Raw genomic sequence first — 26,513 nt, 5'->3', positions numbered from 1 at the left:
GGATGTGCGGTGTCGACATCACGCTGAGAGGTCCAGGCCATCCAAACGCCCGTCCGCAGCGCCTTATTCCGCAGTCGATCTGGAGAGTTAGAGATGGAGTTCTTCCGCAATCTCAGCATCGCAAAAAAACTTGCACTTGCTTTCACCCTTACTACGCTTACCACCCTGGCCATGGGTGGCTTCGCGGTGCTGCGCCTGAACCAGGCCACTGACCAGCTGGCGCAGGTCACCGCGCGCTACATGCCTGCAGTGCAGTACCTGGAGCGGATGCGTGCCGACCTGGCAGAGATCCGCATCGCCGAGCTGTCCCAGCTCTCGCACCTGCACGAGCCGGCCTTTGTGGCCGAGTACAACCAGCGCATCGTCGACCAGCAGCAGAAGTTGGCCGAGCACCGCAAACAGTACGAAGCCCTTCCCGCCGATGCCACCCAGCAAGCCCTGTATGCCGACATGGGCAAGACCTTGGAGGCCTACTTCAACGCCCACGCGCAGATGGAAAAAGCCATCAGCGCCGGTGAGTTCGAGCTGGCGCAGAATATCTCCAACGACCAGTCACGCATCAGCCGGCGTGATCTGTTCGACGCCGTCGAGAAGCTCAGCGGCCATGTCGCCTCGGTACTGGACAAGGAAGTCGCCGATGCCGATGCCGCGCAGACGCGCAGCAGCACCGCCATCATCTTCTGCATGGTCCTGCTCGGCCTGCTCTCGGTCGTCCTGGGCGTGGTGATCGTACGCGCGATAGTGCGCCCGGTGAATGAAGCATTGCGGGCCGCCGATGACGTTGCCAATGGCCGCCTGGATGGCAGCATCGACTGCACCCGCAAGGACGAAGTCGGCGCCTTGCTGGCGTCCATGCAGCGCATGCAGAACCAGCTCAAGGCGGTGATCGGCGCGCAGCGCGAGATGGCCCGCGAGCATGACCTTGGCATGATCAGCTTCCGCATCGATGAATCGAAATTCCCGGGCGAATACAGCCGCATGGTGGCCGAGGTCAACACCCTGGTTGCGCAGCACATCGGCGTCAAAATGCGGGTCGTGGAAGTCATGCGCCACTACGCGCGCGGCGACCTGTCGGTGGACATGGACCGCCTGCCCGGCGAGAAGGCCGCCATCACCGAAGCGATGGACAGCACCAAGGCCAGCCTTGCCGCGATCAACAACGAGATCAAGCGATTGGCGCATGCAGCCGCTGCCGGCGACTTCAGCCTGCGCGGCAATGCTGACCAGTTCGAACACGATTTCCGCGCCATGGTCGGCGGTGTCAATTCCTTGATGGAATCCACTGAAGACAACCTCGGTCATCTGTCGCGGCTGCTGCAGGCCGTCGCCCAAGGCGACCTTACCCAGCGCATGGAGGGTGACTTCCACGGTGTGTTCGCGCGCATGCGTGATGACGGCAATGCCACCATCGACCAGCTGGGCAGCATCGTCTCGCGCATCCAGGCGGCCAGTGGCAGCATCAGCCTGTCGGCCAGCGAAATCGCCACCGGCAACGACGACCTGTCGCGCCGTACCGAGCAGCAGGCCGCCAATCTGGAGGAAACCGCAGCCTCGATGGAAGAGCTCACCTCCACCGTGCGCCAGAACGCCGAGCACGCGCGCCAGGCCGACCAACTGGCACGCGGTGCTGCCGAGGTGGCCGCACAGGGCGGCGCGGTGGTCGGGCAAGTGGTCTCCACCATGACCTCGATCGAGCAATCTTCACAGCGCATCGCCGACATCATCAGCGTGATTGACGGCATTGCCTTCCAGACCAATATCCTGGCACTCAACGCTGCAGTGGAAGCCGCCCGCGCAGGTGATCAGGGCCGCGGCTTCGCGGTGGTGGCATCGGAAGTGCGCACCCTGGCGCAGCGCTCTGCAGCGGCCGCCAAGGAAATAAAGGGCCTGATCGACACCTCGGTGGAGAAAGTCACCGAAGGCTCGCAGCTGGTACGCCGCGCCGGCAGCACCATGGACGAGATTGTTGCCTCGGTGCAGCGTGTGACCACCATCATGGCCGATATCTCTTCGGCCTCGCAGGAGCAGTCCAGCGGCATCGAACAGGTCAATCAGACCGTGATGCAGATGGATGAGACCACCCAGCAGAACGCTGCGCTGGTGGAAGAAGCCACAGCTGCGGCGCGCTCGATGGAAGACCAGGCGCATCAGCTGTCCGCTGCGGTGGCGCAGTTCCGCCTGGCAGGCACGGTAAGCGCTTCACTGGCCAAGGTGGCGGCCAGTGCCAGCGCAGCACCGCCGCGCGGACGCCCGGCATTGCGCGCCATCCCGACCCCGACCAATCGCGCGCCGGTCGCCAGCGCCGATGATTGGCAGGAGTTCTAAGCGGTAACTGCCGGCAGCGGGCGCTCACTCTCCGGCCCGCCCGCTGCCGGCAGTACGCTCAGGCAACGCGCTCGCTGACATCTGCCGCCAACAACGACACGCCGGGAAATATGCCACTCGGATCATGCTGCTGGCGCAACTTGCGCAGGCGCCGCCAGGCGTCGGCCGAGTAACAGACAGCGACCTCATCCGAGCGGCCCTCAAGATCGAATTCGTTGATGTAACTCCCATTGGCATGTGGCGCCAGCTGGTCATACACAGCGCGCAACCAATCCCGGTTCAGCCCGTCTGCGTCCTCGTCATCCCACTGCGCATAGGTCGAGACCGAAACCCGCCCGTGGATCGAATACGCCGCGTCGTCGTGTTCATGGTTGGGCCGCAGGATCAGCAATGAGAACGTAGCCGGAGAAGGCCGCTCGCGCATGCCGGCAACCAGCACATCGGCTGCTTTTCCGGCCGCATCGGTCAGGATGTTGTCGGCCCGGTAGCGCTTGCTCACCATGGCTTGTTCGGTCTGCCGGTAGATGGGATCGAAGTTGTCGAGCACCTGCTCAGCAACATCACCCAGCCACGGCGCTACATCCATGCGCAGTGCTTCCTGCAGACCGCTGGCCTCGCCGGCGTCGTCGCAGAACACGCTGACGCTCAAGCCGGCAGGCACGCCAACCGCCCCGCCCAGTGCAAGCATGACCTGCACACGGTGGTCGTCCCTGCGTGCGCACAAGGCAAGCAACAGCGGTTTCAGGTCGGCCGTATCCACCGCGTAACTACGCGACAGCATCGCCTTGGGTGCCGGCCAGGTCTTGAGGTGGAACTGCACCACCACAAAGAACAGGCAAGGCCCACCACCACGCGCGGCCCATAGCAGCTCCGGATTTTCGGTCTCGTTGACATGCAGCAACCGCCCGTCCGCCGTCACCACATCCAACGCACGGATATTGAAGGTACTCATGCCACCCCAGGCATCACAGTTGATGCCCAGCCCACCACCGAGCAGAAACCCGGACAGCCCCACCTTCGCGCCATGGCCGGTCGGGAAAGCCAATCCATGCGGTGCCAGCGCATGCGACAGCTGGGCGCTGTTCACGCCCGGCCCGGCGCTCACCATCGCCTGCTCGGCATCGACATCAATCGCGTTGAGCTGGGCCAGGTCCAGCAATAGCCCACCACGATGCAGAAAGCTGCCCGCATAGCTGTGCCCGGACCCCTTTACCGCCACCCGCAGCCCATGCAAGCGCGCGAAGTTGACGCTCTTGATTACATCGTCAATTGAAGCGGCACGCACGATGTACTCCGGAAAGCGCTCGAAATGGCGCCGGTTCCAGGCCGAGCTGTAGTACCAGCCCGCGTACTCGGCATGATGTCGAGAGCGCACTTTTCCTTCCAGCGTCTGCGAGAAAGCGCGGTAATCATCTGGAAGAATCTTTGCATGCTGCGTATGCATGGCAGTTCCCTGGGATTGTCCGAAAGGGGAGGATCAAGCGGCCACGGCGCTGGTCGCCGAGTACAGCGGCAAGGGCTGCAAGCCAAGCCGCGTCTTGATGCGTGCGTTCAAGCGCCCTGCTTCGATGGTGTGTATGCCCGCTGCCAGCGCCCACTCGTAGGCGTAGGCGAAACTGATGGTGTACGGGCTGTAATCGGTAAGGTCGTAGCGCATCCCCGCCGACCAGATGCACATCAGCGCGCCGTCGACGAAACAGATCAAGCCCCCCACCACCACCCCTTGATCTTCGACCAGCACAAGCCGTATCAACCCATCACAGGTCCGCACGAAGCGCGCCAGCGTCTGCGCCGGGAAGTACTGCGGGGTGCCATTGCGTGCGGTGGTCTGCTGGCACAACTCGGTCAACTGCTCCAGCCGATCATCGAAGGGTGGGCTGAGCATGTTGATGACACCGGCACCGGCAGCGAACTTGCGCAGCTGGCGGGTCATTTCGTAGCGGCCGTCCTTGGGCAGGGCCTTCACCACTGCGTCGAACCCGGCAAACCGGGTCATGTCCATGAAATAGCGGTCGACCAGATAACGCACCACCAAGCCGTGTTCCGCCAGCTGCTGCCGCGCCTGCGCACCGGCAACGTTCAACAGCCCGACGTATTGCGCATTCAATGTTGCCGCCAGGTTCTTCAACGCGGTGACCAGCAGCGCCTGCACCGCCGCGCCTTCCAGCACCAGTACATTGCTGTCGAAGCAATGCATGGCATGACTGAACAGCGCGCTCTGGTCGCAGTCACTCTCGATGCCGGCGGTACGCGCCAGCAGACCGAAAGGATCCACGGTCTGCACCGACTGCAGGTAAGCCGGGACAAAACCTACCAAGCGTCCGTCTTCCCGCGCCAACAGGTAGAACGCGCCCTGGATGGCCAACAACGGTGAGCGCTCGGCAGCGCACAGAAAGCGCCAGTCGTAGAAGAACGAGGCGCCGCTGGCCTGATGAAACGCACGGTATTCGTCCTCGTCCACCGCTTCGATGGACTGCAGGATCTGCACTTCGATGGACATTGGCCGGCCCTCGGGATCGCCCAGCGCCCCGATGGGTCAATCAGGGCAGGAACGAGGATTGGTTTGTTGAAGGCGATCAAGCAGCGCCGGTGCCGCCAGCTACCGGCGAACGTGGCTACCGCTTGCGACACTCGATGATGGCCGCGTGTGGCTCATCGACATACGCCTGCAATGCGGGTGGTACCCCGGCCAGATCGTGGCCGGCAACAAGCGTGGGGTTCGACCACTGGATCGACTCAGCGCCGGCCTTGTGCAGCGCCGCCTCGATCGCCTGCTGCGACCAGTACCAGGCGTGCACGCTGGCATCGTACTGGCGGTAGCGAAGGTCCAGGCGCAGGCGCCCGCCTTCCTGATACGGATTGCTGCTGTCGTCCGCCGTCAGCGTGAAACCGCAACCCTCGTAATAGCTGGTCGCGGGCGCGTAGCGCGGATGGATCGGCAAGGCCACCAGCCGCCCGCCCGGACGCAACGGTGCCATCATCTCGGCCGCCATCTGTTCCAGTTCGGCCGGGGTGGTGGCATAGGGCAGCACATATACCGCCAGAACCACATCGAAGGCAGCGTGGCAGCTTTCATCCAGCGTGGAACGGAAGCTGATGTCCAGGCCATCGCGCTGTGCGCAGCGGCGCGCGTAATCAAGCATTCCTTCGGCAAGGTCGTATCCCACCACCTTGCGTGCGCCGGCCCGCTTCAACAGCCGTGAGTAGTAACCGCTGCCACAGCCGTATTCCATGACGTCCAGGCCCTCAAGTGGCCCGAGTGCTGCAAATACGCTGGGTGTTTCAATGTATTTGCGGAAAGGCCATGTCGCCATGTCCTCGTAGAGCGCGCCCAACTGATCGAACTGATCTGCTGCTTCCCTGCTCATCTGCTGTCCCCTTGCGTTGAGGGTACTGCCCGGAAGTTGCAGATCCTCTCGAATCGTAAGATGTTAAATTGTGATGTAAATAACACTTTTAAACTATTTCACGCTGTCATCTCCAAAATTAAGCCGGCGCTCAGCTTGATAAAAAGCGAGAGTCAAAAAACCGTCGCCACCGCGCCCAGCCTCCTCGCTCATGCGCTGCCAAGGCGGGTGGCAAGTAAATTGCCCGGCATTCGCCACGGGTCGTAACAAGCTGGCTAAAGATGTTAAAAAGGCGGCCGTTATCACAGTTTGTGGCGCTTTCCGAATGGCCACACTGATCATCGGCCAACCAATACAGTGTCCATGCCCGACCACGAATCGCCTGCACCGACGCCCTCGCCCCACGCCGGCAAGCTGTATGCCGACGACCGCTACATGGTGCGCAATCCGCACCAGGTAAGGCACCTGCTGCAGGGCATGATCGATCAGCGCTCGCTGGTCAACGTGCACCCGGACGGGCGCGATCAATCCTTCCCCTCGGCGGTGCTGGAAGTGGACATGCACGGCCTGGTACTGGATGCCAGCCCGGTGCCTTCGATCAACCGCACCGTGGAAACCGCCAGCACCCTGCTCTGCTTTGGCCAGGTGGACAAGGTGATGGTGCGCTTCCAGCTGCAAGGCCAGCGCCGCGTCGAGCGCGGCGACCATGTCGCCTTCGAGGTGCCGCTGCCGGAGGAGGTGTACCACCTGCAGCGGCGCGAGTTCTATCGGCTGGAAACACCTGTGGGCGACTCGCCCTACTGCCTGCTGCCCGATCCGGACGGCGGCGAACCCAGCCGCTGGCGGGTGCTGGATATCAGTGCCGGCGGCATCGCCCTGTTGCTGCCGCCCGAGCAGAACCTGCTCAAACTGCAGAGCCGTTACAGCGACTGCGTACTGCAGATTCCGGAAGGCGGCACGGTGAAAACCCCGCTGGTGGTATGCAACCTGCGCCAGCAGAAACAGCCCAACGGCAGCGAAATGACCCGTATCGGCCTGCGCTTTGACGACCTGCCGCGCGGCGCCGACAACATCATCCAGCGTTACATCTTCCGCATTGACCGCCTGCGAAAAGCACGCAGCAACGGCGATTAAGCCGAAAGCCTTGGCTTTTGTCTGGCCTTGGCATGGCAGCGGCCGACTGCTGCCCTTGAGCCGTCATCCCGACGCAGGCGGGAAACGCTCCTGCTCCCACCTTCGCTGTTACGCCCACGTCCCCTCGGTACCTTCCGCGCACGCGTAAAACGACAAGCTCTTTGCGCTGAAAGCCAGAGCGAGCCCCATCTGCGCGGGAATGACGGCAGCAGGGCCCGCCAGAACACCGCCCCTGCAACAGATTCCTGCCCGGCACCTAAAGTCCCGGCCGCCAACGCCGATACCGGTGCATCAGCCGCATCGCATCGGCAGCCCGCCAGGACCAGGATCCGCCATGAATGACTCCCGCACCACCGCCACCGACACCACCGGCGGCGAATACCTCAGCTTCACCCTCGGCAACGAGCACTACGGCGTGGACATCCTCAAGGTGCAGGAAATCCGCGGCTATGACGCGGTTACCCGGGTGCCGGATGCACCGGACTACATCAAGGGCGTGATCAACCTGCGCGGCACCATCGTGCCGGTCATCGACCTGCGCCTGAAGCTGCGCCTGGACGAAGCCCGCTATGACGCCTTCACCGTGATGATCGTGCTCAATGTCGAAGACCGCGTAGTCGGCATCGTGGTGGACAGCGTTTCCGATGTGATCCCGCTCAACGCCGATCAGATCCGCCCGACCCCGGAGTTCGGCGCCGCTGTCGATACCCGCTTCATCTCCGGCATCGGTACCCAGGACGATCGCATGCTGATCCTGCTGGATATTGAAACCCTGCTCGACACCGCCGACCTCGGCCAGCCCAGCGCCACTGAAGAAGCCGCCTGACAAGCGCATCTGCGAAGCCGATCACATTTTCACGCATGCAATTCAAGCGCGGCAAATCGTGGCCGATAGCCCTTGCATGCCCGTCCTCCCCGACCGGCCCCACTTCCTCATCCCGGAGTCTCCGATGTACAAGCACCTGCTTCCGCTGTTTGCTGCCACCGTATTGGCCACCGTCGCCTTTGACGCTGCCGCCGATGCGGAGATGATCCCGCCGGAAAACGCCGCGCGTTTCGCTGGCAAGGACGGCATGGTCTGCGGCAAGGTCGAAAAGGCCCGCTACGCCGAAGGCTCCGAGGGTCAGCCGACCTTCCTGCACATGGGCGGCATGTTCCCGCGCCACACCTTCTCGGCCCGCATCGCCGGCAGCAACCGCAGCAAGTTTGGCTTCCCGCTGGAAACGCTGGAAGGCAAGACCGTCTGCGTGATCGGCAAGATCCAGCGTGATGCCTCGCGCGCCGAGATCGAAGTCGCCTCGCCGGCCAACCTGAAGCTGGCCAACATCAAGTAATCCGCCTTTTGTCACGCCGGCAACGCCGGCGTGCCATCCCACGCCAGTGACCTGGCAGGGACTGTTCCCGGAGATCGCGCAAGATGCAGTGGATCAACTCGCTGAAACTCAAGCCGAAGCTGATGCTTACCTTTGGCGTCGTGCTGTTCGTCATGTTGTTGCAGGGCATCGTCGCCTTCCGCGGCCTGCACTCGCTGAACAACGTCACCACCGACCTTGCTGAAAAGCGCATGCCCAGCCTCCGCACCAACGGTGAGTTGAGCGGCATGGTCAGCGAGTACCGCAATGCGTCCTACCAGAGCCTGGTACGCGCCAGCGACGACGTCAAAGCCGATGCCAAGGCACGTGCCACCGAACTGCGCATGCAGATCGACACCACCATCGCCGCCTATCCCAAGCTGATCGACAGTCCCGAACAGAAGAAGCTGTTCGACACCTTTGTCGCCGATTGGGGCAAGACCGCTGCGTCCTATGATGCGGTGAGCGAGATGCTGGCGCTGGACCTGCCGGATGACGCCATCGACACCTTTGTCGGCGAAACCCGCAACCTGCACCGCAACGCCTATGCTGCCCTGCAGGCACTGGCCGCCAACGACAACCTGCGCGCACAGGCCGCTGCCAAGCAGGCAGCCGAAACCTACCGCACCTCTGCACTGGTCGGCATCATCGCCGTACTGATTGGTGGTGCTGCAGGCCTGGTACTGGTCTGGTTGTTCGCCCGCTCGCTGGTCGCGGCCATGCGCGGCGCGGTTGACGTTGCCAACGAAGTGGCAAGCGGCAAGCTCGATGGTTCCATCGATGTCTCCCGCGCTGATGAAGTAGGCGATCTGCTGCGCGCCATGCAGCGCATGCAGCGCGATCTGCGTGAGCGCATCGAACACGAGACGGTGATCGCCAATGAGAACCTGCGCATCCGTACCGCGCTGGATTACTCCTCCACCGGCGTGTTCCTGACCAACAACGATCTGGAAATCGTCTACGCCAACCGCGCCCTGCTCGAAAAGCTCAGCGAGCACCAGGAGCAGTTCAGCAGCACGCTGACCGACTTCGACGCCAGCAAGCCCTTGATCGGCCAGCCGGTGACCGTGCTTGAGCACGGTGGCGAAGTCGACGGCAAGGTGTTGGAAGCACTGGACAAGCACGGCGTGTTCAAGCGTGAAATGCGCTTTGGCGAAGCCGAGTTCGCGCAGACCATTTCGGTCATCCGCGACGACAACAACCAGCCGGTCGGCCATGTTGTCGAATGGCGTGACCGCAGCACCGAGGCGCAGGTCGAGAAGGAAGTGGCGCGCATCATCGAGGCCGCCGCTGCTGGCGACCTCAGTGGCCGCATCGGCACCGCCGACAAGGACGGCTTCTTCCTGCAGCTTGCCAGCCAGATCAACGGCCTGCTGGATGCCAATGCCAGCAGCCTGGAACAGATCTCCGCACTGCTGTCGGCACTGTCGCGTGGCGACCTGACCGTGCGCATGCACGGCGACTACCAAGGCGTGTTCGCCACCATGCGCGATGACGCAAACGCCACTGCCGAACAGCTGACCGGCATCGTCGGGCGCATCAAGCATTCGTCGGTGTCGATCAATTCGGCCGCCAGCGAGATTGCCGCCGGCAACAACGACCTGTCGCGTCGTACCGAGCAGCAGGCTGCCAACCTGGAAGAAACCGCCGCCTCGATGGAGGAGCTCACCTCCACCGTGCGTCAGAACGCCGAATCTGCCCGTCAGGCAAACCAGCTTGCCATCGGCGCAGCCTCGGTTGCCTCACAAGGCGGTGAAGTGGTTAGTCAGGTGGTCACCACCATGACCCAGATCGAGCAGTCCTCGCGCAAGATCGCCGAGATCATCTCGGTCATCGACGGCATCGCTTTCCAGACCAATATCCTGGCCTTGAACGCGGCAGTGGAAGCCGCACGTGCTGGTGAGCAAGGCCGCGGCTTCGCCGTGGTTGCCTCCGAAGTACGCACGCTGGCGCAGCGCTCAGCCGGCGCCGCCAAGGAGATCAAGGGCCTGATCGACGACTCGGTCGGCAAGGTTGCCGATGGCTCGGCGCTGGTCCGCAAGGCCGGTACCACGATGGGCGAAATCGTCGCCTCGGTGCAGCGCGTCACCGACATCATGGCCGAAATCTCCGCTGCCTCGCAGGAGCAGAGTGCCGGCATCGAGCAGGTCAACCAGACCATCGTGCAGATGGACGAGACCACCCAGCAGAACGCCGCCCTGGTGGAAGAAGCCACAGCCTCGGCGCGTTCCATGGAAGAACAGGCCGCGCAGCTGGCCAACGTGGTCTCGGTGTTCCTGCTGGAACAGGATGAGCAAGCCGATGCGGAGCTCAGCACGCCCGCTGCCAAGCGCCAGCCGTTGCAACGCACCGCACCGGCGCGGACACCGACACCCGCTCCGCGGTGTCGGGCCAACACCTCCAACGCTGTAGCTGAATTAGCAGACTCCGACTGGCAGGAGTTCTGATCTACCAAAAACCCCAGCTAAGGCTGGGGTTTTTACCTACTTCATTCGCCAATCCTACGGCCGATACCAAAGTATCCCCCGCCAATTGCGCCCTGCGCCCTATTCCCATGAATATCCAGCAGCTCTGGTCCAACTACCTCTCCAACATATCGGTGCGGCGCAAGCTGAACCTGCTGACGGTGCTGATCGCACTTGGCGTCATTGCCTTGGCCGTGCTCAGCGCCCGCATGCAATACCTGGATCTGATCGAGACACGCAAGCTGTCGCTGAGCAATCGCGTGGAGCTTGGGAAGACCGTGCTGGCCAACTTCCACGACCGAGCAAAGGCGGGGGAACTGAGCGATGCCGATGCGCGCCAGCAGGCATTGGCAGTGTTGGCCACCATGTACTCGGACAGCGGTGGCTCTTCGTTTGAAGTGTATGGCGACGACAACACCATGCTGCTGCATCCCTTCAACAAGGAGATGGTCGGCAAGCAGCTGTCGCAGTTTACCGACAGCAACGGCCTGCGCATGTACGAGGAGCAGGTCAAGGCTGCACGCAATGGCGGTGGTTTCGTGCAGTACCTGGTGGATCCGGCGGGCACCAAGGGCAGCGTCGAGCAGATCTCCTATGCCACCGCCTTTGCGCCTTGGAACATGGTGTTGTCCAGCGGCGTCTACATGAACTCCAGCCTCACCCATGCATTGCAGTTCACCGGCATCATGACCTTGGCCGGCGGCTTGCTGATCCTGCTGGTCATCGCCTTGAACTGGTTCATCGGCAGCCGCATCGTGGTACCGCTTCGTAGCGCCACCGGCATTGCCAAGGCGATTGCCAGCGGCCGCCTGGACAACGTCATCCCGCCGCCGAGCAAGGACGAAACCGGCCAGCTGCTGACCAGCATGCGCGACATGCAGACCCAGCTGCATGCGGTGATTGAAGCGCAGAACGAAATGGCCCGGCAGCACGATGCCGGCTTCATCAGCTACCGCATCGACCCTACCCCTTTCCCCGGCGAATACGGGGTAATGGTCAGTGAGACCAATACCCTGGTTGCGACCCATATCGGGGTGAAGATGGACGTCATCGCCCTCGCCCAGCGTTATGCGGTGGGCGATTTGAGCCAGGATATGGCCGATCTGCCCGGTGAGAAGCGTGTCATCACCGAGACCATGGCGACGATCAAGCGCAATCTGGGCGCCATCAACGCGCAGATCAAACAGCTGGCCAATGCGGCTGCAGCTGGCGATTTCAGCCAGCGCGGCGACGAAGCCCGCTTCGAGTACGACTTCCAGGCCATGGTCCGCAGCCTCAACGCGATGATGCAGAACAGTGACCAGAACCTGGGGCAGATTTCCGGCTTGCTGCGCGCATTGGCCGACGGTGACCTGACCGTCAGCATGCAGGGAAAGTTCGAAGGCGTGTTTGCACTGATGCGCGACGACGCCAGCCGTACCATGGCCCAGCTTGGCGCCATCGTCGCGCGCATCCAGCAGTCGGCCCACAACATCAATGTATCGGCCGGTGAAATCACCACCGGCAACAGCGACCTGTCCCACCGCACCGAGATGCAGGCCGCCAATCTCGAGGAAACCGCAGCCTCGATGGAGGAACTCACCTCCACCGTCCGCCAGAACGCCGAGTCCGCGCGCCAGGCAAACCAGCTGGCGATTGGCGCGGCCACCGTCGCCACCCGCGGCGGGCAGGTGGTGGATGACGTCATCACCACCATGGGCCAGATCGAGCTGGCCTCGCGGCGCATTGCCGACATCATCAGCGTGATTGACGGCATCTCGTTCCAGACCAACATCCTGGCCCTCAACGCCGCCGTCGAGGCTGCACGTGCAGGCGAGCAGGGCCGTGGCTTCGCGGTCGTCGCCGCCGAGGTGCGGACCTTGGCGCAGCGTTCAGCCGGTGCAGCCAAGGAGATCAAGGGCCTGATCGACGACTCGGTCGGCAAGGTCACCGAAGGCTCGCAGCTGGTGCAGCAGGCCGGCACCACCATGGATGAAATCGTCTCCTCGGTGCAGCAGGTGACCAGCATCATCGGTGAGATCTCTGCGGCCTCGCAGGAACAGACCGCCGGCATCGAGCAGGTCAATCAGACGGTCATCCAGATGGACGAGACCACGCAGCAGAACGCCGCTCTGGTGGAAGAAGCCATGGCCGCCGCGCGTGCCATGGAAGACCAGGCGCAGCTGCTGAACCAGGCCGTGGCCGTGTTCCATCTGCAGCAAACCACAGGCCGTGCGTCGCACGCCGATTCCGCCCCGCTGGCCCTGGCCAGCTGAAGAGACACGCCGATCATGTCCATCCCCGGCAGCGCCGAGCGCGACTTCGAATTCAGCGACCGTGATTTCCGTCGCGTCTGCGAACTGATCCACAACCGTGCCGGCATTGCGCTGGCACCGGCCAAGCGCGACATGGTGTACGGCCGCCTGTCGCGGCGCCTGCGGGTGCTGGGGCTGCGCTCGTTCAAGGACTACCTGGACCAGCTGGAAAGCCAGGACGGCGAGGAATGGCAGGCATTCACCAATGCGCTGACCACCAACCTCACCTCGTTCTTCCGCGAGCCACACCACTTCGACAAGCTGCGCGAAGAACTGCAGATGCGTGCACCACGCGCGCCGCTGAAGCTGTGGTCGTGCGCGGCCTCCACCGGTGAAGAGCCCTACTCCATGGCCATCACCGCCTGCGAGGCGTTCGCCAGCATGACCCCACCGGTGCGCATCATCGCCACCGATGTCGACACCCAGGTGCTGGCCACCGCCAGCCAGGGCGTCTATGCGATGGACCGCATCGCCGGCCTGGACCCCGCCATGAAGCGGCGCTACTTCCAGCGTGGCAGCGGCCCCAATGAGGGCAAATGCCGCGTGGTGCCGGCGCTGCGTTCGCTGATCGAGTTCCGCCCGCTGAATCTGTTGTCCAACCGTTACGACGTTGGCGGTCCGTTCGATGCGCTGTTCTGCCGCAACGTGATGATCTATTTCGACAAACCCACCCAGCGCGGCATTCTTTCGCGGCTGGTGCAGCACATGGACGAAGACAGCCTGCTTTACACCGGGCATTCGGAGAACTACCTGCACGCCGCTGACCTGATCCAGCCGTGCGGCCGCACCTTGTACCGTCGCAGCCGCAGGAATGGCGCATGAAAAGCCCGCACCAGCACCCCGATGAGGTGATGCGCTACCGCGACACGCGTTTCCAGACAATCGCCGCCAAGCTGTTGCCCACCCAGTACCTGGTGGTGGACGACGACACCGCGTTGACCACCATTCTCGGTTCCTGCGTGGCTGCCTGTATCCGCGACCCGATTCTGGGCATCGGTGGCATGAATCATTTTCTGCTGCCCGAGGGCAATATCGGCGACGGCGCGCCTGCGCGTTATGGGAGCTATGCGATGGAACTGCTGATCAACGACCTGCTCAAGCGCGGCGCCCACCGCAAGCGCCTGGAAGCCAAGGTATTTGGCGGCGCCAACGTGCTCAAGGGCTTCACCAGTAATCCGGTTGGCACCCGTAACGCCGAGTTCGTGCGCCAGTACCTGCATGCCGAGCACATTCCCATCGTTGCCGAAGACCTGTGCGGCATCCACCCGCGCAAGATCTGGTTCTTCCCGATCACCGGGCGGGTGGTGGTACAGCGCCTGCCGCATGCCCACGATGCCGAAGTCGCCGCGACCGAGTCGGCCATCCGCGCGCGTCTGTCGCGCACCCCGGTCAGCGGTGGCGTGGAGCTGTTCGAATGATGCTGCAAACGCCCTGCCGGGTATTGATCGTCGACGACTCGGCGGTGGTTCGACAGGTGTTGACCGAAATCCTGTCGGCCGATCCCGCCATCGAGGTTGTCGGCACCGCCGCCGACCCGTTGTTGGCACGGGAGAAGATAAAGCGCCTCAATCCCGATGTGCTGACCCTGGACGTGGAAATGCCGCGCATGGATGGGCTGGCGTTCCTGGAAAACCTGATGCGCCTGCATCCGCTGCCGGTGGTCATGGTGTCCTCGCTGACCGAGCGCGGTGCCGATACCACCTTGCAGGCGCTGGCGTTGGGCGCGGTTGATTTTGTGTCCAAGCCGAAGTTCGACGTGGCACGCGGTCTGGATGCCTATGCCGAGGAGATCCGCGACAAGGTGAAGATGGCCGCCCGCTCGCGAGTACGGGCCATCGGCACGGCGCCGCGCCGCCCGCCGCCGCAGGCAGCCAGCCCGGCGCATATCGGCTTCCGTACCACCGACCGCTTGATTGCCATCGGCGCCTCGGCCGGGGGCACCGAAGCACTGCGGGTGGTGCTGGAGGCCATGCCCGCCGATGCACCGGCCATCGTCATGACCCAGCATCTGCCGGCCAGCTTCAGCACCGCCTTCGCCGAACGTCTGGACCGGCATTCGGCGATGTCGGTGCGCGAAGCCAGCGATGGCGAAGCCATCCTGCCCGGCCATGCCTATCTGCCTGCGGGCGGGCGCCACCTGCGGGTGATACGCGATGGTGCGCGTTGGCGCTGCCGGGTTGATGACAGCGTGCCGGTGAACCTGCACAAGCCCGCAGTCGACGTGCTGTTCCGTTCGGTGGCCAGCAGCGCTGGCGCCAACGCCATCGGCGCCATTCTCACCGGCATGGGCGAAGACGGTGCGCGCGGCCTGTTGGAGATGAAACAGGCCGGCGCGCCTACCCTGGCCCAGGACGAGGCCAGTTCCGTGGTCTGGGGCATGCCCGGCAGCGCGGTACGATTGGGTGCGGCCGACGAGGTCATCGCGCTGGACAGGATCGCCGAGCGCATCCTCGCCCTGGCGCGCAGCTGAGCGCACTGCTACTGCACCGATAGTGCTCAGCTGGCGGTTTCGGTCTCGCGCATCGCGTCAAGCAGGGCAATGATCACCGGCAACTCGCTTGCGATGAATTCCGCATTGCTGGTCACTTCGGCAAGGTCCACTTCCGGCTGGCTGCACAGCAGCTCCACTCGATCGCAGATATCCATCAGGTGCGCCACCTGCAGCAGCCGTACCCCGCCGTTGATGCGGTGGACCAGGTTCGACATTGCCCTGGTCCCGAAGCTGGGCAGCAGTGCGCGCAGCTCGGTGAGGTCACGCACAAAACTGCGGTGCGCTTCGACAACAAGATTGCGCGTCATTGCCTGGTCGCCGCCAGTCAACTCCTGCAGGGCCGAGGCGATATCGCGCATCTGTTCCTGGCAAGGTGCCTCTGCGCCCACCCCGGCCTTCTCGCCCAGCAACACCAGCATGTTGGAAAGCGTGCTCAGGCTCACCGGCTTGAACAGGCAGTCATTCATGCCGGACGCAATGCACTTGGCCCGCTCTTCGGGCTGCGCATTGGCGGTGAAACCGATGATCACGCACGGCGGCAGGCCATAGGCCTTCTCATGCCGGCGTATCGCACGCGCCATGTCATGGCCGTTCATGACCGGCATGTTGCAGTCGGTGACCACCACGTCGACCCGCTCTTCAATCCAGCATTCCAGTCCTTCGCGGCCGTCGGACGCACTGCGCACGTTCTGGCCAAGGAACGCCAGCTGCTGGGTCAGCAGGCTGCGGTTCGCCGAATGGTCATCCACCACCAGCACCTTCAGGCTCGGATGTTTGGCGTCAACGGTCTGCAGCACCTCGGCGGTTCCGGGGATGCTGGGCAGCACTTCCAACGGCAGGTTGAGCAGCACCGAGGTGCCCTGCCCCAAGGTGCTGCGGATGGAGATATCACCGCCCATCAGCTCGCACAGGAACTTGCAGATGGGCAGGCCCAAGCCGGTTCCGCCGCGCGAACTATGACCATGGTCGGCCTGCGCGAAAGGATCAAACAGCAGCGCCACTTCACCCTCGGCAATGCCGATGCCGGTATCAACCACCTCAAGCTGCAGACGCAGCTGCCCCTCGGCCACCGGCACGCCGCGCACTTTGATGGTGACCTGGCCCTTGTCGGTGAACTTGATAGCATTGCCGACCAGGTTGGACAACACCTGCTTGAAGCGCATCGGGTCGATCAGCACATCGCAATCCGCTGCCGGGTCCAGTTCCAGCCGCAGATGCAGGGTCTTCTGTCGCGCCAGGCCATTGAATACCCGCGCCACCGACTCGGTCATCTCGCGCAGGTTGGCGCGCTTGGGGCTCAAGCTGACGTGGCCTGACTCGATACGCACCACGTCCAGGATGTCGCCAATCAACTCCAGCAGGCCATGCGCGGAATCGTAGGCCACGGCAATGGCGGACTTGTCCAGCCGGCCCTGGTCGGCGTGCTTCTGGGCCAGCTCCAGCATGCCGATGATGGCGCTCATCGGCGTGCGGATCTCATGGCTCATGGTTGCCAGGAAGGTGGTCTTGGCGCGGCTGGACTGATCGGCGGCGTTGAGCGCACGCCGCAGTTCCTCCATCAGGTGCAGGCGGTCACTGACATCGATCCAACCGCACACCACGCCCTTGGCCTGCCCCTGGGAATCGAAGTACGGGTAGATCCAATGGTAGATGCTCAGCACGCGGCCGGGCAGGTGCAAGGTGCGGTCCACCTCCAGCGGCTTGCCGTTGGCCATCACCCACAGGTAGTCGTCGTGGAAACTCTGCGCCTCGCGCGGGTCCATCTTCGCGCCTTCCATCGAGGTTTTGCCAAGCACTTTTCGCTCGGTGACCGACAACATGTCCAGATAGTTGGTATTGCAGGTGACCAAGCGGCCCTGCTCGTCACGCACGTAGATCGGATGCGGGGTTCCGTTGATCAACGCGCGCATGAAGTTGACCTGCTCGCCCAGCGCGTCCTCGGCCACTTGCCGGCGCCGGTACTGCGAGCGGATATGCATGTTCCATATCAGCGACACCAGGATCAGCACCAGCGCGCCAGCAGTGATCTTGTAGATGAGCGAACGGAAATCCGTCCATGCCGCTGGCGAGGCATCCGGACGCGGACGCCAGCGGTTCTGGAAGATATCCACTTCATCGGGCGGGATCTGCGCCATCGCCTTCTCGATGATGCTGGCAAGCTCGGGTTGATCCTTGCGCGTGGCAATGGCCAGCCAAGCCGGCGTGTCCTCGACCACATCGGATACCCGCAGCTTGTCGTCATGCAACACCGAGGTGTAGTACAGCGCCATCGGCAGGAAGGCGATGGTGGCATCGGCCTTCTCGTCGCTGACCAGTTCCATGGCCGCCGCCAGCGTATCGGTCTCGATGAACTGGTAGTCGGTGGCCGGCACCAGCAGTTCGCGCAGGGCATGGCTGGCCGGCAACGCGATGCGCTTGCCGCGCAGGTCCGCCAACGTCAACAGCCCACCCTGCTCCTCGCGGGTGATGATGCCAAACGAGGTCTGCACGAATGGCCGCGAAAAGTTGAACCGCTGCGCACGCGAACTGGTGGGAACCAGCATGGTGGCGTCCGCTGCGCCTTCCTCCAACGCCCGCATCTGCTGGTCAAGCCGCGACACCCTTACCGGCTCGAACTCCAGCCCGGTACGCTGGGTGATCGCGCGCATGATGTCAGCGCTCAGGCCACTGAAGCGGCCATCGGTATCGAAGTAGGACAGCGGCGCAGTGTCATTGCTGGCAACAAAGCGCACCACCGGGTGGTCGGCAATCCAGCGCTGCTCGGCGCTGGTGAGTTCAATGCGTGCCATCGGCACCATGCCGCCGCCACCGGACCAGCGCTTCAGCAGCTCGGCACCATGGGTCTGCTGCAGCTTTGCCAGCGCCAGGTTGACCACCCGCTCCAGGGGGAGTGCATCTTCACGCACCGCAAAGGCGAAGCCGCCGGTGTCGATGCGCGGCATCGCGGCATTGCGCACATAGTTGAAATAGCTGAGGTTGACCAGGTAGTTGCTGGACACCGTATCGCCCAGATAAAGGTCTGCACTGCCAAACGCCAGCGCAGCCAAGGCCTGTTCGCGCGAACGATAGTTGGTGATGATCGCATCCGGGTACAACTCGCGTATCTGTACCTGCGGCAGATAGTCCTCGGCCACGGCAATGCGCATGCCAGCCAGCGACGGCGGCATGACCCTGCGCTCGGCCTTGCGTACGTAAAGTACTGGCGCGTCTTCCACATAACGCTGCGTCAGGCGCACCGAATGGCCGGCCAACTCATAGTTGTTGGCACTGCCTACCAGGTCGATGCGCCCATGTTCCAGCGCCCGCAATGCAGCGGCCCGGTGCGGGTAGCGGATGACCCGCACCGGCACTCCCAGCATCTGCCCAACCGCACCGAACACATCGGCGGTTATGCCCTCATAGCTGTCATTGCCGGAGAAAACTTCCAGCGGCATGAAGCTGGGTGAGGCTACGCCCATCACCAGCTCGCCCTTGTTGCGCACCCATTCGCGGTCGCCCTTGTCCAGCTCCAGCGAGACATTGGGAATGCCGGTGCGCGCATGCAGGGTCAGCTCGATGACCTCGGCGGACGCCGCGACCGCGGCTGGTGCCACAGGCAACAGCAAGGCAACCAGGAGCCATGCCGCACGCACGGAGCGGCGCGTAAGCGTAATAAGCGGCATGGTTTTAATACCCGGTGATTCGACTATTGGGCGAGGCTGTGCTGCAGCTTGAACAGCTCTGCGTCGGTACGGACGCCAAGCTTGCGGAATGCGGCCTGCTTCTGGCCGCTGATGGTTTTCATGCTGCGCATGAACTTGCGTGAAATCTGCGACACCGACATGCCATCCAGACAGCAGCGCAGCACTTCGCGCTCCTTGGGGGATAGCGTCGGGTCATTCAGAAGCCGCTGCCCACCCTTTACGTCCGGTGTGGTACGGCCAGCGGGCAAGGGTTGGCGGCCAAGCCGGTAGGCCAGGCCAGGCGATACATAGGTTTCACCGAAGGCAACCTTGCGGATGGCCTCCACCAGCAACTCGGCGCTCTCGGACTTACCGAAGAAGCCGTTCGCACCGACGCTGAGCGACAGATTGACCACAGACGGCGATTCGGCCGATGACGCCACCAGAATGCAAAGCGAGGGAAACCTGCGGCGTATCAGGCCGATCAGGTGCAAGCCATCCAGCTCGCTGGCGCCAAGCGAATAATCCAGCACCAGCAGATCCGCCGGCGTAGCCGTCAGCGAGGCAAGCAGGTCGCGGCTATTGGAATAGACGCCGACAACTTTCAGGTCTGCCTCACGCGACAGACGCAGTTCCAGCGCCATCTGTATTAACGAATGGTCATCCAACACCGCAATGCGGAGTGGCGCCATGATCGACCATTTCACTGCATCAACTCCTCTACACTGCAAAAACCCCGCAATACGAACCAGGTGCTGGGCGACATAAAGCCCAGCGTTTCGACACCAGCCAAGCAACCCGCCAACGGCGGGCATTCTGTCTGTTCAACACGGAACGGCCCTCGATCGGATGACCAGAGCCGCACCTTTCAATCAGGGAACCGGCGTTCTGCGTACTTCAACGCGCAGCACAACCCGGCGATTCGGCGCATAACAGGCCCGCCGTGTGCTGTCGATGCTGATCTCGTATTGCGCTGGTGACGCCGTCGTATTGCCGGCCGCGTCGGTGGCGCTGATGGTGAACATGTGCTCGCCCTCGGCCAAGGCGACGCCCGGCGTAAAGGTCCACACGCCGTTGGCGTTGGTGACTGCCATGCCCAGCAAGCTGCCGTTGTCGTAGATACGCACGGTGCTACCGGCCTCGGCCTTGCCCGACAGGGTTGGGGTAGCGTCATCGGTGTGTTGACCGTTTGCGATCACACCCTGCTCGGCGCCCACGTCATCGAGTACCTGCTCGATGGTCGGGATGTTTGGCGCGGTGAGATCGACCTCCAGCATGAACGGACGGCTGGGGCCGCTCTCGCCCTTGGCGACCAAGGTCACGGTGGCGTGGAAAACATGCGCACCTTCGCTCAGCGCCGCCGGCGGAGTGAACTGCCAGGTGCCGTCGACATCCGCCACAACCTGCCCAAGCAGCACGCTGCCTTCATAGATTTTTACGATGCCGCCAGCAGTGGCCGTGCCGAACAGCGTCGGCGTGCTGTCATCGGTTGCGCCACCGCTGAAGACTTCATCGGTTATGCTGCCGACGTCGTCTTCGGCGTAATAGATATTGATCTTTTCCGGACGCGTATCGACGGTGAACTCGGTGACGTCGGTCTGTTCACCACTGTTACCAGCGCGATCCACTGCCGAGTAGCTCAGCATGTGCAGGCCATCGGCCAGCGGAGTGTCCGGGGTGAAACTCCAGGTGCCGTCGGCACCGACGGTGGTGCTGCCGATCTGCTTGCCCTTGTCATAGACAATCAGCTTGGCATTGGCTTCCGCAGTGCCGGTAATGGTCGGCCGATTGTCATCGGTGACGGTCTGGTCGGTGATCGCACCGGTGATGCGACCTTCGTCGTCCAGAATACCGGTGATCTTCGGAATGCCCGGCGCAATCTTGTCGATGGTGATGACATACGGCTCGGAATAGCCGCTGGTATCCTTGTTCGGATACTCGTACTTGACGGTCATCGAGTGCGTACCGGACGCATATGCGGACGACGGCGTATACGACCACACGCCATTTTCGTCAGCAACGGTATAGCCCTGCAGGTACTTGCCACGGTAGACGTGCACCTTCACGCCGGGATCGGCGTGGCCCATCAAAGTCGGATAGACGTCGTCGGTGTAACCGCCATTTTCGATTACGCCCTGGATGACGCCATGGTCGTCCATCACTTTTTCAATGACGGGAATGTCGTCAACAGCGAACGGCACAACGGCCGCAGGTGCGCCAACCAAACCAGGACTGGTGATTGCTTCTGCTTCCGGCGCTGTGTTGGATTCTGCTGGCGCAGCGTTCTCGTTGGTAATGGCGTTCGAGGCGCGGTCGTTGATCGCAGCGTTCTCGTTGGTATTGGCGTCCGAGGAGAGGTCGTTGATCGCAGCGTCGTCCGCGCTGACATCGTCTGCTTCGGTGTGCACTTCCGCCACTGGACCAGCGGTGTTGCCAGCATCCTGTACTGCGGTAGAGGCGTCTGGCTTTACAGAAGCTGACGCTGGCTGGCCTGCAACTGCGTCAGCACGCTGATCTTCCAGCACGAAAGCACTGGCAGCCGGCGCAGGCTGCGCCTTGCTGCCACCGCTGCTGTTGTTGCTCAACGCAGCACCAGCAGCCAGCGCCGCCACACCGCTAAGCGCGCTGCTGAATACCGAAGAACCACCTTCGGCGAGCGCGAAACTGCTCGGCGAAAACGCGGGCTGGCCGGCAGCCAACGTGAGCTGTGCCGAAGCGCCATCAGTGATTGCCGAAGCTTCGGTAGCGCCGGGCTCGCCAGCCGCCAGGTACTCCAGATATTCGCCGTCAGCACCCAGGCCGACCAGCTGGCCTTCGTTGCCGTAGAAGTCTTCGATGACTACAGACGCCGACTCAGCACCGGCCTTTTGCTGCTCAATCACCAGGTTCTTGCCAACGCGCTTCACGCTGATATCACCCGCAGCAACGCCACCGTGCATCTCGGCAAGCACATAGCGCGCGCCCTTGATCGCAGCGATACGTGCGCCCTTCCCGTTCTTCATGCCCGAAAACTGCTGGGCATGTACCACAGAACCTCCGCTAACCACTGACACCATTGCAGTCATTACATTTCACTCGTTATTGTTTGCTTAGTGGGAATTGCACGATCCGATCGGACTGGCCAGTACCTGAATGGAATCCCCATGCGTTTCATGCGACAACAGAAAGCCCCGGCTTCACTCGAGAAACCGAAAAGGCTCGTACTTCGTTTCAATTCACCGCAGCGTCACGCGAAAACTTCAGCGCTCGGCCGTTGATGAATTACCCGCGGCACCAATGGCAGCTAGTTTCACCTGTGATAACGATAGATCTCCTCCCCCGCTGCGTTACATAGGGATGATCTTAAAAACCGGGAAGGTCACTGAAGGCGCGCCGATCACAGCTAACATTGAATCTGCGTCTTTCCACCGCCCAGCCAAGCACCGGGCAGCTCAACAACAGCAGGCCAGTTCCCCTGCCATATGGCGATAACAGAGCCAGCCGCTCGAGCAGAACACTGGCGGTCGCAATGGGAATCACGGAGCTCCTACGCCCGGCGCGGCGGAAACAAGCGCAGTGAACGGAAAATCAGAACAAACACCACACATTTGGGACGAATCCTATTCGTCATAGCCCCGCGCGACCCCAGACTTCCGCTCCTCGTCGGGAGCAGTTGGCATCTTGCACTCCCGGATTAAAACCCGCCCGTCTCCGCAGGCGGCTCCATCTGGAATTGCCATGACCGACACACCTGCACCGGCTGACGAAGCCGCCGCGATGACCAAAGACCAGATCAATATCGAGGACACCCTGCTGCAAAGCGTGTCCTGGATGTGTGATCACTACGACATGCGGCGCAGCCCGGCAGCACTTGTTGCCGGCCTGCCGTGGAACGGTGCGCTGTCGCCCTCGCTCGCGCTGCAGGCGCTGAGCAATGTCGGCTTGACCGGCGGCGTGGTGAAGCGCGGGTTGGCGCAGCTGCCGGCGCAGGTGATGCCGATGATCCTGCTGCGCAAGAAGCAAGGTGGCGCCGTCCTGCTGGAACGCAGGGAAGTACGCGACGAGGAAAACAAGCGCCAGCTGCGTTACACGGTCATTCTTCCCGAAGTTTCCGCCGAGCCGGTGGATATGTCGCACGAAGACCTGGACGCGATCTATTCCGGTCACGCCATCCTGGTCAAGCCGCGCGCGCACGTGGACAACCGTGCCGGCGAAGTGCTGCCCGAAGCGACCGGCCACTGGCTGTTCAGCACGTTGTGGCGCTACCGGCGCTATTACCGCAGCGCCGCCATCGCAGCGGTGTTGGCCAACGTATTGGCGCTGGCCAGCATCTTCTTCACCATGAATGTCTATGACCGCGTGGTGCCGAACCAGGCGTTCATCACGCTGTGGTCGTTGGGCATCGGCGTGATCATCGCGATGGTGTTTGAGGCGGTCATCCGCTTCGTGCGCGCGCACCTGCTTGACGTTGCCGCCAAAAAGGCCGATCTGGTGCTGGGCGCGATGCTGTTCCGGCAAGCTTTGTCGGTGAAGATGGAACACAAGCCGGCCTCCTCCGGCGCCTTCGCCAATCAGCTGCGCGAGTTCGAATCGGTGCGCGATTTTGCCACCTCGGCAACGCTGGCGGCGATCTCCGATCTGCCGTTCGTGCTGATGTTCGTCGGCGTCATCTTTGCCATTGGCGGGCCATTGGGCTGGATTCCGCTGCTGATCCTGCCATTGATCGTCATCATCTCGGTCAGCATCCAGTGGCCGCTGGCCCGGGTGATGAAAGAGAACCTGCGCGAGTCCTCGCTCAAGCAAGGCGTGCTGATTGAATCCATCGAAGGCATGGAAACGCTCAAGTCCACCGGCGGCAGCGCCAACATGCAGCGCCGTTGGCAGCACTTCAGTGCGTTGCAGTCGGCCACGTCGATGAAGTCGCGGCGCCTGTCCAGCATCGCTACCGGCACTGTCACCCTGCTGCAGCAGCTGCAGACGGTGGTGCTGGTCATCACCGGCGTGTACCTGATCACCGCCGGCACGCTCAGCATGGGTGCACTGATCGGCACGGTGATGCTGGCCGGCCGTGCCACCGCCCCGCTGGGCCAGGTGATCGGCCTTGCGGTGCGCTTCCAGCAGGCCAAGGCCGCGCTGGGCTCACTGAACAAGTTGATGGAAATGCCGCAGGACCGCGACCCGGCCCAGGACTATCTGCCGGTGCCAAACCTGACCGGGCAGCTGTCGCTGAAGAAGATCGGCTTTTCCTATCCGGCACCGCCGATGCAACCCAATCCGCCGGTGCTGACCGATATCAATCTGTCCATCGCCCCAGGCGAGCGCGTTGCCATCCTGGGCCGCATCGGCAGCGGCAAATCCACGCTGCTGCGGGTGATGTCGCGCCTGTACTCGCCCACCGAGGGGCAGATGTTCACCGATGGCCTGGACGTCAACCAGATCGACCCAGCCGATTGGCGCAAGGCCGTGGGTTTCGTCAACCAGGAGGCGCGCCTGTTCCATGGCACCTTGCGCGAGAACGTGATGCTGGGTTGCCCGGATGCCAGCGTGGACGAGTTCCTGCGGGTATTGCGGCTGACCGGGCTTGACCAGTTTGCAGCCTCGCACCCGCGCGGCGTCAACCTGCCCATCGGCGAAAACGGTGACGGTGTGTCCGGCGGCCAGCGCCAGCTGATTTCGCTGGCCCGCACCTTGCTGGCCCGGCCGCGCCTGTTGCTGATGGACGAACCCACCAGCGCCATGGATGCCCAGACCGAAGCCCAGTTCCTCGAACACCTGCACCGTGCTACCCAGGGCCAGACCCTGGTGGTGGTGACCCACCGCCCCTCACTGCTCAACCTGGTGGACCGGGTGATCGTGATGGACAACGGCCGCGTGTTCGCCGACGGCCCCAAGGCCAATGTACTTGCTGCGCTGGGCGCCAACGCTGAAAAGCAGGCTGCAGCGCCGGGCAAGCCTCAAGCGGCGGCTGCAGCTGCAGCGCCGGCTAACAGCACGGATGCGACCAACACGACTGCGACGGCGAACGCCGTTGCCGTTACGACGCCAGCACCGGCGCCGTCCATTCAAGCCGCACCCATTCGTGTGCGGCACACCAAAACGCCTCAGCAGGAGGCTCACTGATGTTTCCGTGGAAAAAAACCAGTAAACAGACGGGTTCAATCAACGCCGCCGACGCTGCGTTCATGGACGATGTCTCCGAGTCGCTGCTCGCACAGACCACACCGGGTTCGCGCCTGGTCACCTACATGATCCTGCTGGTGGTGGTGGTCGGGGTGACCTGGGCGCACTTTGCGCGGGTGGAGGAAATCACCAAGGGCGAGGCCAAGATCGTTTCCAAAAGCCGCGAGCAGGTGATCCAGAGCCTGGAGGGCGGCATCCTTGCGGAAATGTCGATCCACGAAGGCGACATCGTCGAAAGTGGCCAGGTACTGCTGAAGATCGACCCGACCCGCGCCAATGCCAGCTACCGCGAAGCACTCAGCAAGGTCATTTCGCTGAAAGCCACCATTGCCCGCCTGCGCGCCGAAGCGTATGGCGAAGCACTGGTATTCGATGAGCAGGTGAGCCAATTCGCCGATGAAGTCGCCAGTGAAACGCGTGCCTTCAACGCCCGTCGCCGCTCGCTGGACGAAGGCATTGCCTCGCTGGAGCAGAGCTACGCTCTGTCGATGCGCGAGATCAACCTTGCCCAGCCATTGGCGGCCAAGGGCCTGCTGTCCGATGTCGAGCTGCTGCGCATGCGCCGCCAGGCCAACGACATCCGTTCGCAGATCGTGGAACGCCGTAACCGTTACCGTTCCGACGCCAACTCCGAGCTGGTCAAGCTGGAGATGGAGCTGTCGCAGACCAGCGAGAATCTGGTGGGTCGCGCCGACGTGGTCGAACGCACCACCATCACCGCACCCGTACGCGGCACGGTGAAGAACGTGCGCGTCAACACCGTTGGCGGCGTCATCCAGCCGGGCGAGCACATCCTGGAAATCGTGCCGCTGGAAGATCAGCTGCTGGTGGAAGGCAAGATCCGCCCGTCCGATGTCGCCTTCCTGCGGCCGGGCCTGCCGGCCAAGGTGAAGATCACCGCTTACGACTACGGCATCTATGGCGGCTTGGATGGCAAGGTTGAACTGATCAGCCCCGACACCCTGAAGGATGAAGAGAAAGGCGCAGCCGGTCGCCCCGACAGCACCTATTACCGGGTGACCGTGCTGACCGAAAAAAGTGCCCTGGAAGCCGGTGGCAAAGAGCTGCCGATCATTCCCGGCATGATCGCCTCGGTGGAAATCCGCACCGGCGAGAAGACCGTCCTGGAATACCTGCTCAAGCCGGTGCTGAAGGCACGCGAGGCATTCCGCGAGCGGTGATATTGGCCATCTGACCAGGCCTGCGTGGCCCGGGCAAGTACAGCGCGGCTGGGGCTCCCCAGGCACTTTCCGCCAAGAACGGTGCCTCCTGGCCGCGCTGTGC

At 62.9% G+C, this 26,513-nt stretch carries 17 protein-coding genes; 11 read left to right on the top strand and 6 right to left on the bottom strand.

Going from position 1 to position 26,513, the window contains the following annotated elements; genetic code table 11:
• The first annotated feature begins 93 nt into the window (after positions 1-93).
• Complete coding sequence (locus tag ABE493_RS13640; RefSeq protein ID WP_346499458.1) at positions 94-2,325, top strand: methyl-accepting chemotaxis protein; 2,232 nt, start codon at positions 94-96, stop codon at positions 2,323-2,325.
• 58 nt (positions 2,326-2,383) lie between these two features.
• Here the strand turns inward: ABE493_RS13640 and ABE493_RS13635 are convergent, their stop codons facing one another.
• The 3 genes from ABE493_RS13635 to ABE493_RS13625 all read right to left on the bottom strand — a co-directional run bounded on the left by ABE493_RS13635 (position 2,384) and on the right by ABE493_RS13625 (position 5,693).
• Positions 2,384-3,769 carry an FAD-binding oxidoreductase gene (locus ABE493_RS13635; protein WP_346499457.1) on the bottom strand — a complete coding sequence of 462 codons (1,386 nt, stop codon included), beginning with the start codon at positions 3,767-3,769 and terminating at the stop codon, positions 2,384-2,386.
• A 33-nt stretch (positions 3,770-3,802) separates the two neighbouring features.
• A complete protein-coding gene (locus ABE493_RS13630; RefSeq protein ID WP_346499456.1) occupies positions 3,803-4,825 on the bottom strand; it encodes a GNAT family N-acetyltransferase in 1,023 nt (340 codons plus the stop codon).
• Between the two features lie 115 nt (positions 4,826-4,940).
• Positions 4,941-5,693 (bottom strand): class I SAM-dependent methyltransferase, encoded by a 753-nt coding sequence (locus ABE493_RS13625; protein WP_346499455.1) that lies wholly within the window; start codon positions 5,691-5,693, stop codon positions 4,941-4,943.
• A gap of 342 nt (positions 5,694-6,035) precedes the next feature.
• Here ABE493_RS13625 and ABE493_RS13620 point away from each other — a divergent pair, with 342 nt between their 5' ends.
• The 8 genes from ABE493_RS13620 (at position 6,036) to ABE493_RS13585 (ending at position 15,387) form a co-directional block, all read left to right on the top strand.
• A complete protein-coding gene (locus ABE493_RS13620; protein ID WP_346499454.1) occupies positions 6,036-6,806 on the top strand; it encodes a flagellar brake protein in 771 nt (256 codons plus the stop codon).
• A 334-nt stretch (positions 6,807-7,140) separates the two neighbouring features.
• Positions 7,141-7,632 (top strand): chemotaxis protein CheW, encoded by a 492-nt coding sequence (locus ABE493_RS13615; protein ID WP_346499453.1) that lies wholly within the window; start codon positions 7,141-7,143, stop codon positions 7,630-7,632.
• Positions 7,633-7,756: 124 nt separating this feature from the next.
• Positions 7,757-8,140: a hypothetical protein gene (locus ABE493_RS13610; protein WP_430980783.1), complete on the top strand. Its 384-nt coding sequence runs from the start codon at positions 7,757-7,759 to the stop codon at positions 8,138-8,140.
• A gap of 83 nt (positions 8,141-8,223) precedes the next feature.
• Positions 8,224-10,605 (top strand): methyl-accepting chemotaxis protein, encoded by a 2,382-nt coding sequence (locus ABE493_RS13605; RefSeq protein ID WP_346499452.1) that lies wholly within the window; start codon positions 8,224-8,226, stop codon positions 10,603-10,605.
• Positions 10,606-10,712: 107 nt separating this feature from the next.
• The gene (locus ABE493_RS13600) at positions 10,713-12,878 is read left to right on the top strand and encodes a methyl-accepting chemotaxis protein (RefSeq protein WP_346499451.1); all 2,166 of its coding nucleotides are present in this window, start codon (positions 10,713-10,715) and stop codon (positions 12,876-12,878) included.
• Positions 12,879-12,893: 15 nt separating this feature from the next.
• The gene (locus ABE493_RS13595; protein WP_346499450.1) at positions 12,894-13,739 is read left to right on the top strand and encodes a CheR family methyltransferase; all 846 of its coding nucleotides are present in this window, start codon (positions 12,894-12,896) and stop codon (positions 13,737-13,739) included.
• Positions 13,736-14,335, top strand: coding sequence for a chemoreceptor glutamine deamidase CheD (cheD, locus tag ABE493_RS13590; protein WP_346499449.1), 600 nt, complete (start codon positions 13,736-13,738; stop codon positions 14,333-14,335). The genes ABE493_RS13595 and cheD overlap by 4 nt, the downstream gene beginning before the upstream one ends.
• Positions 14,332-15,387: a protein-glutamate methylesterase/protein-glutamine glutaminase gene (locus ABE493_RS13585; RefSeq protein ID WP_346499448.1), complete on the top strand. Its 1,056-nt coding sequence runs from the start codon at positions 14,332-14,334 to the stop codon at positions 15,385-15,387. The genes cheD and ABE493_RS13585 overlap by 4 nt, the downstream gene beginning before the upstream one ends.
• A gap of 26 nt (positions 15,388-15,413) precedes the next feature.
• Here ABE493_RS13585 and ABE493_RS13580 read toward each other — a convergent pair whose 3' ends face one another.
• From ABE493_RS13580 to ABE493_RS13570, 3 genes are all read right to left on the bottom strand, one after another.
• Positions 15,414-19,001: a transporter substrate-binding domain-containing protein gene (locus ABE493_RS13580; protein ID WP_346499447.1), complete on the bottom strand. Its 3,588-nt coding sequence runs from the start codon at positions 18,999-19,001 to the stop codon at positions 15,414-15,416.
• A 92-nt stretch (positions 19,002-19,093) separates the two neighbouring features.
• Positions 19,094-19,777, bottom strand: a complete 684-nt coding sequence (locus tag ABE493_RS13575) for a response regulator transcription factor (RefSeq protein ID WP_346499446.1) — start codon at positions 19,775-19,777, stop codon at positions 19,094-19,096.
• Between the two features lie 165 nt (positions 19,778-19,942).
• Positions 19,943-22,072: an Ig-like domain-containing protein gene (locus tag ABE493_RS13570; protein ID WP_346499445.1), complete on the bottom strand. Its 2,130-nt coding sequence runs from the start codon at positions 22,070-22,072 to the stop codon at positions 19,943-19,945.
• A 715-nt stretch (positions 22,073-22,787) separates the two neighbouring features.
• Here ABE493_RS13570 and ABE493_RS13565 point away from each other — a divergent pair.
• Positions 22,788-25,169: a type I secretion system permease/ATPase gene (locus tag ABE493_RS13565; RefSeq protein ID WP_346499444.1), complete on the top strand. Its 2,382-nt coding sequence runs from the start codon at positions 22,788-22,790 to the stop codon at positions 25,167-25,169.
• Positions 25,169-26,410, top strand: coding sequence for an HlyD family type I secretion periplasmic adaptor subunit (locus ABE493_RS13560; RefSeq protein WP_346499443.1), 1,242 nt, complete (start codon positions 25,169-25,171; stop codon positions 26,408-26,410). Before ABE493_RS13565 ends, ABE493_RS13560 begins: the two co-directional genes overlap by 1 nt.
• Positions 26,411-26,513 lie beyond the last annotated feature (103 nt).

It is taken from the genome of Stenotrophomonas terrae (assembly GCF_039674165.1).
Lineage (GTDB): Bacteria > Pseudomonadota > Gammaproteobacteria > Xanthomonadales > Xanthomonadaceae > Stenotrophomonas > Stenotrophomonas terrae_A.
The sequence above is the reverse complement of the archived record's forward strand: the minus strand, read 5'-3'. Positions and strand labels throughout refer to the sequence as shown.

Excerpts from the sequence above, each read along its gene's own strand:
- ABE493_RS13640 (WP_346499458.1), top strand. The coding sequence starts at position 94 with ATGGAGTTCTTCCGCAATCTCAGCATCGCAAAAAAACTTGCACTTGCT.
- ABE493_RS13635 (WP_346499457.1), bottom strand. The coding sequence starts at position 3,769 with ATGCATACGCAGCATGCAAAGATTCTTCCAGATGATTACCGCGCTTTC.
- ABE493_RS13630 (WP_346499456.1), bottom strand. The coding sequence starts at position 4,825 with ATGTCCATCGAAGTGCAGATCCTGCAGTCCATCGAAGCGGTGGACGAG.
- ABE493_RS13625 (WP_346499455.1), bottom strand. The coding sequence starts at position 5,693 with ATGAGCAGGGAAGCAGCAGATCAGTTCGATCAGTTGGGCGCGCTCTAC.
- ABE493_RS13620 (WP_346499454.1), top strand. The coding sequence starts at position 6,036 with ATGCCCGACCACGAATCGCCTGCACCGACGCCCTCGCCCCACGCCGGC.
- ABE493_RS13615 (WP_346499453.1), top strand. The coding sequence starts at position 7,141 with ATGAATGACTCCCGCACCACCGCCACCGACACCACCGGCGGCGAATAC.
- ABE493_RS13610 (WP_430980783.1), top strand. The coding sequence starts at position 7,757 with ATGTACAAGCACCTGCTTCCGCTGTTTGCTGCCACCGTATTGGCCACC.
- ABE493_RS13605 (WP_346499452.1), top strand. The coding sequence starts at position 8,224 with ATGCAGTGGATCAACTCGCTGAAACTCAAGCCGAAGCTGATGCTTACC.
- ABE493_RS13600 (WP_346499451.1), top strand. The coding sequence starts at position 10,713 with ATGAATATCCAGCAGCTCTGGTCCAACTACCTCTCCAACATATCGGTG.
- ABE493_RS13595 (WP_346499450.1), top strand. The coding sequence starts at position 12,894 with ATGTCCATCCCCGGCAGCGCCGAGCGCGACTTCGAATTCAGCGACCGT.
- cheD (WP_346499449.1), top strand. The coding sequence starts at position 13,736 with ATGAAAAGCCCGCACCAGCACCCCGATGAGGTGATGCGCTACCGCGAC.
- ABE493_RS13585 (WP_346499448.1), top strand. The coding sequence starts at position 14,332 with ATGATGCTGCAAACGCCCTGCCGGGTATTGATCGTCGACGACTCGGCG.
- ABE493_RS13570 (WP_346499445.1), bottom strand. The coding sequence starts at position 22,072 with ATGAAGAACGGGAAGGGCGCACGTATCGCTGCGATCAAGGGCGCGCGC.
- ABE493_RS13565 (WP_346499444.1), top strand. The coding sequence starts at position 22,788 with ATGACCGACACACCTGCACCGGCTGACGAAGCCGCCGCGATGACCAAA.
- ABE493_RS13560 (WP_346499443.1), top strand. The coding sequence starts at position 25,169 with ATGTTTCCGTGGAAAAAAACCAGTAAACAGACGGGTTCAATCAACGCC.